Genomic DNA, 381 nt, shown 5'->3' with positions numbered 1-381 from the left:
GATATCGACCAGGCCAAGGTCGATGGCCTCAACCAGGGCATCATCCCGATCTATGAGCCGGGCCTGGAACCGATGGTGAAGGCCAATCACGCCGTGTCGCGGCTGACGTTCACCACCGATGCCGCAGCCGCGATCGGCCACGGCCAGGTCGTGTTCATCGCCGTCGGCACGCCGCCGGACGAGGATGGCAGCGCTGATCTGCAGTACGTGCTGGCCGTGGCCCGCACCATCGGCCAGCACATGAGCGTGCCGACCGTGGTGGTCAACAAGTCGACGGTGCCGGTGGGCACCGCCGACAAGGTCCGTGCCGCCATTGCCGCAGAGCTGGCGGCACGTGGCGCCGACATCGCCTTCGACGTGGTGTCCAACCCGGAATTCCTG

General features: G+C 66.9%; 1 pseudogene. It reads left to right on the top strand.

Annotated elements, in window-relative coordinates:
• Nucleotides 1-381 (top strand): annotated as a pseudogene (locus ACNFOC_RS55935) (UDP-glucose 6-dehydrogenase); the annotation flags it as partial.

Origin of the sequence: Streptomyces colwelliae (assembly GCF_048158785.1) — a bacterium.
Taxonomy (GTDB): Bacteria; Actinomycetota; Actinomycetes; order Streptomycetales; family Streptomycetaceae; genus Streptomyces.
The sequence above is the reverse complement of the archived record's forward strand: the minus strand, read 5'-3'. Positions and strand labels throughout refer to the sequence as shown.